Source organism: Streptomyces phytophilus (genome assembly GCF_013870535.1).
Classification (GTDB): domain Bacteria; phylum Actinomycetota; class Actinomycetes; order Streptomycetales; family Streptomycetaceae; genus Streptomyces; species Streptomyces phytophilus.
In genome coordinates, this window is sequence record NZ_JACBXC010000735.1 from 1 (window position 1) to 3,041 (window position 3,041).

Genomic DNA, 3,041 nt, shown 5'->3' on the forward strand with positions numbered 1-3,041 from the left:
TGCCCCGGCCGGGGCAGGCGCGGGCGGGGTCGCGCCGGGGGTGCTGGAGCCCAGGGGGCCGTCCGGGTGACGTGATCGTCGGGCGCCGGCGGCCTCCGCGGCGTACGCGACCTTCCTGATCTGCGGTTCCGCGGGCCCGGGGCGGTTCTGCGGCGGGAGCGGGCGTCGGCGGTCACGGTGGTTCACCGAGCGGGCTGACTGCCTGCCGGGCCTCTGGGTAGTGTGCGGCCATGAGCAGCGGAGCCGGTCGCAAGGGGAACGTGCTGTCGGGCCTGGCCGTGGCGGTCGGGTGCGTGCTGTTCCTCGGCGGCTTCGCCTGGGGAGCCGTGGCGTACGTGCCGTACACCGTGCCGACGTCCTCCATGGCACCCACCGTCGCCTCCGGCGACCGGGTGCTGGCCGAGCGGATCTCGGGTGACGAGGTGCGCCGCGGCGACGTCGTGGTCTTCGAGGACGCGGCGTGGGGCGACCTGCCGACGGTCAAGCGGGTCGTCGCGGTCGGCGGGGACACCGTCCGCTGCTGCGACGGGCAGGGGCGGCTGACGATCGACGGCACGCCGGTGGCGGAGCCGTACGTCACGGAGGGTGAGCGGGCGGCCCAGGAGGGCTTTCCCGCGACCACCGTGCCGGAGGGGATGATCTTCCTCCTCGGCGACCACCGCGGCGACTCCGTCGACTCCCGCAACCACCTGGCCGAATCGGGCGGCGGAGCCATACCCCGCGACGCCGTCGAGGGCCGGGTCGACGCGACGGCGTGGCCGCTCGGCAGCGCGGGCATGCTGGAGCGCCCGGACGGCTTCGCGGCGCTCCCCGGCGGGCTCTCCGGACCCGGGCCGCTGCGGATGCAGCTGCTCGCGGTCGTCTGCGGGGCGGCGCTGATCCTGGGCGGCGCTGCTTACGGGCCGGTTTCCGGCTATGCCCGGGCCCGTCGCGCCCGGGCGACGCACAATGGGGTCACGCACAGGCGGAAGGGGAACGTGCCATGAGCGCCGAGGACCTCGAAAAGTACGAGACCGAGATGGAGCTGAAGCTCTACCGGGAGTACCGCGACGTCGTCGGTCTGTTCAAATACGTGATCGAGACCGAGCGGCGTTTCTACCTCACCAACGACTACGAGATGCAGGTCCACTCGGTCCAGGGTGAGGTGTTCTTCGAGGTGTCCATGGCGGATGCCTGGGTCTGGGACATGTACCGGCCGGCCCGCTTCGTCAAGCAGGTACGGGTCCTCACGTTCAAGGATGTGAACATTGAGGAGCTGAGCAAGTCCGACCTGGAGCTGCCCTCCGACGACCTCGGCTGAGTTCCCCGCCTCCCTCACCCTCATGGGTGAGGGAGTTGTCCACAACCCGTCGGTTATCCACCAAGATCAACAACTTTCTCCGCGGCACGCCACAGTCGGACGCGGAGGTGGTGCCGGATGCCGAAGCAGCGGCAGGCGCTCGGACAGTACGGGGAACGGATCGCGGAGCGGCGGCTCGCCGAGGCGGGCATGACCGTCCTCGCGCGGAACTGGAGATGCGGCGCGGACGGCGAGATCGACATCGTCGCGCTCGACGGCGAAGCCCTCGTCGTCTGCGAGGTCAAGACCAGGCGGGCAGGCGGCTGGGAGCATCCGATGGCCGGCGTCCCGCCGGCCAAGGCCGACCGGCTGCGGCGGCTCGCCGAAGCCTGGGTCCTGCGGCACGGCGGCGCCCCGCCGGGCGGCGTGCGGATCGACGTCGTCGGCGTGGTGCTGCCCGAGCGCGGCGCCCCCGTCGTCGAGCACGTACGGGGGGCCGCCTGATGGCCTTCGCCCGTACGTGCTCGGTCGCCCTCGTCGGCGTGGAGGGCGTCGTCGTCGAGATCCAGGCGGACCTGGAGCCCGGCGTCGCCACGTTCACGCTGGTCGGGCTGCCCGACAAGAGCCTGACGGAAAGCCGCGACCGCGTGCGCGCCGCCGTCGTCAACTCCGGCGTCGACTGGCCGCAGAAGAAGCTCACCGTCGGCCTCAGCCCCGCCGCCGTACCCAAGTCGGGCAGCGGCTTCGACCTCGGCATCGCCTGCGGCGTCCTCGGCGCCGCAGGCCGCATCGCGCCCGACGCGCTCACCGGGCTCGTCATGGTCGGCGAGCTGAGCCTCGACGGCCGCGTCCGGCCCGTACCCGGCGTGCTGCCCGCCGTGCTCGCCGCCGCGGACGCCGGCTGCCGCCAGGTCGTCGTCCCCGAAGCCGCCGCGGGCGAGGCCGCCCTCGTGCCCGACGTCTCCGTCCTCGGCGTCCGCAGCCTGCGCCAGCTCATCGCCATCCTCAACGACGAACCACCCCCCGACGAACCCGCGGACCCCGACACCGCACCGGCCGTCCCGTCGGCCCGCCTCGCCGTCCCCGGAACCGGCTGGTGCACCCGGGCGGCCGCCGGCCCCGGCGCGTACCGGCCGGATCTCGCCGACGTGGCCGGACAGCACCGGGCCCGCTTCGCCCTCGAAGTCGCCGCCGCGGGCGGCCACCACCTCTATCTGAAAGGACCACCGGGAGCAGGAAAGACGATGCTCGCCGAACGGCTGCCCGGGCTGCTGCCGCCCCTGACCGAGACCGAAGCGCTCGAAGTGACCGCCATCCACTCCGTGGCCGGCACCCTCCCCGCGGGCCAGCCCCTCGTCGGCGACGCCCCCTACGCCGCCCCGCACCACTCCGCGACCCTGCCCGCCCTCATCGGCGGCGGCAACGCCCTGCCCAAGCCGGGAGCCGTCTCCCTGGCACACCGAGGGGTGCTTTTTCTGGACGAAGCACCAGAATTCAGCGGGCGGATCCTCGACGCCCTCAGACAGCCGCTGGAATCCGGACACGTCGTCGTGGCCAGATCGGCGGGCGTCGTGCAGTTCCCCGCCCGCTTCCTCATGGTCCTCGCCGCCAACCCGTGCCCCTGCGGCCGCTTCGCCCGCCAGGAAGGCGGCTGCGAATGCGCCCCCATGGCCATCCGGCGCTACCAGGGCCGGCTCACCGGGCCGCTCCTCGACCGCGTCGACCTCCGCGTCGCCGTGGACGCCGTCAGCCGCGCCGAGCT

Annotated in this window: 4 protein-coding genes and 1 pseudogene; 4 read left to right on the top strand and 1 reads right to left on the bottom strand. The window is 73.4% G+C overall.

Annotation, left to right across the window (positions count from 1 at the left end; genetic code table 11):
* Positions 1-186, bottom strand: a pseudogene (locus H5J30_RS36040) (hypothetical protein); the annotation flags it as partial.
* 44 nt (positions 187-230) lie between these two features.
* Between H5J30_RS36040 and lepB the strand changes: the two are divergent.
* The 4 genes from lepB to H5J30_RS24400 all read left to right on the top strand — a co-directional run.
* Complete coding sequence (gene lepB / locus H5J30_RS24385; RefSeq protein ID WP_220189313.1) at positions 231-986, top strand: signal peptidase I; 756 nt, start codon at positions 231-233, stop codon at positions 984-986.
* On the top strand, positions 983-1,300 hold the full coding sequence (locus tag H5J30_RS24390) for a DUF2469 domain-containing protein (RefSeq protein WP_018839619.1): 318 nt from the start codon (positions 983-985) through the stop codon (positions 1,298-1,300). The genes lepB and H5J30_RS24390 overlap by 4 nt, the downstream gene beginning before the upstream one ends.
* Before the next feature lie 117 nt (positions 1,301-1,417).
* Positions 1,418-1,783, top strand: coding sequence for a YraN family protein (locus H5J30_RS24395; protein ID WP_181789511.1), 366 nt, complete (start codon positions 1,418-1,420; stop codon positions 1,781-1,783).
* Positions 1,783-3,041: YifB family Mg chelatase-like AAA ATPase (locus tag H5J30_RS24400; RefSeq protein WP_181789512.1), on the top strand; the 1,259-nt coding region annotated here is incomplete at its 3' end. The genes H5J30_RS24395 and H5J30_RS24400, both read left to right, overlap by 1 nt.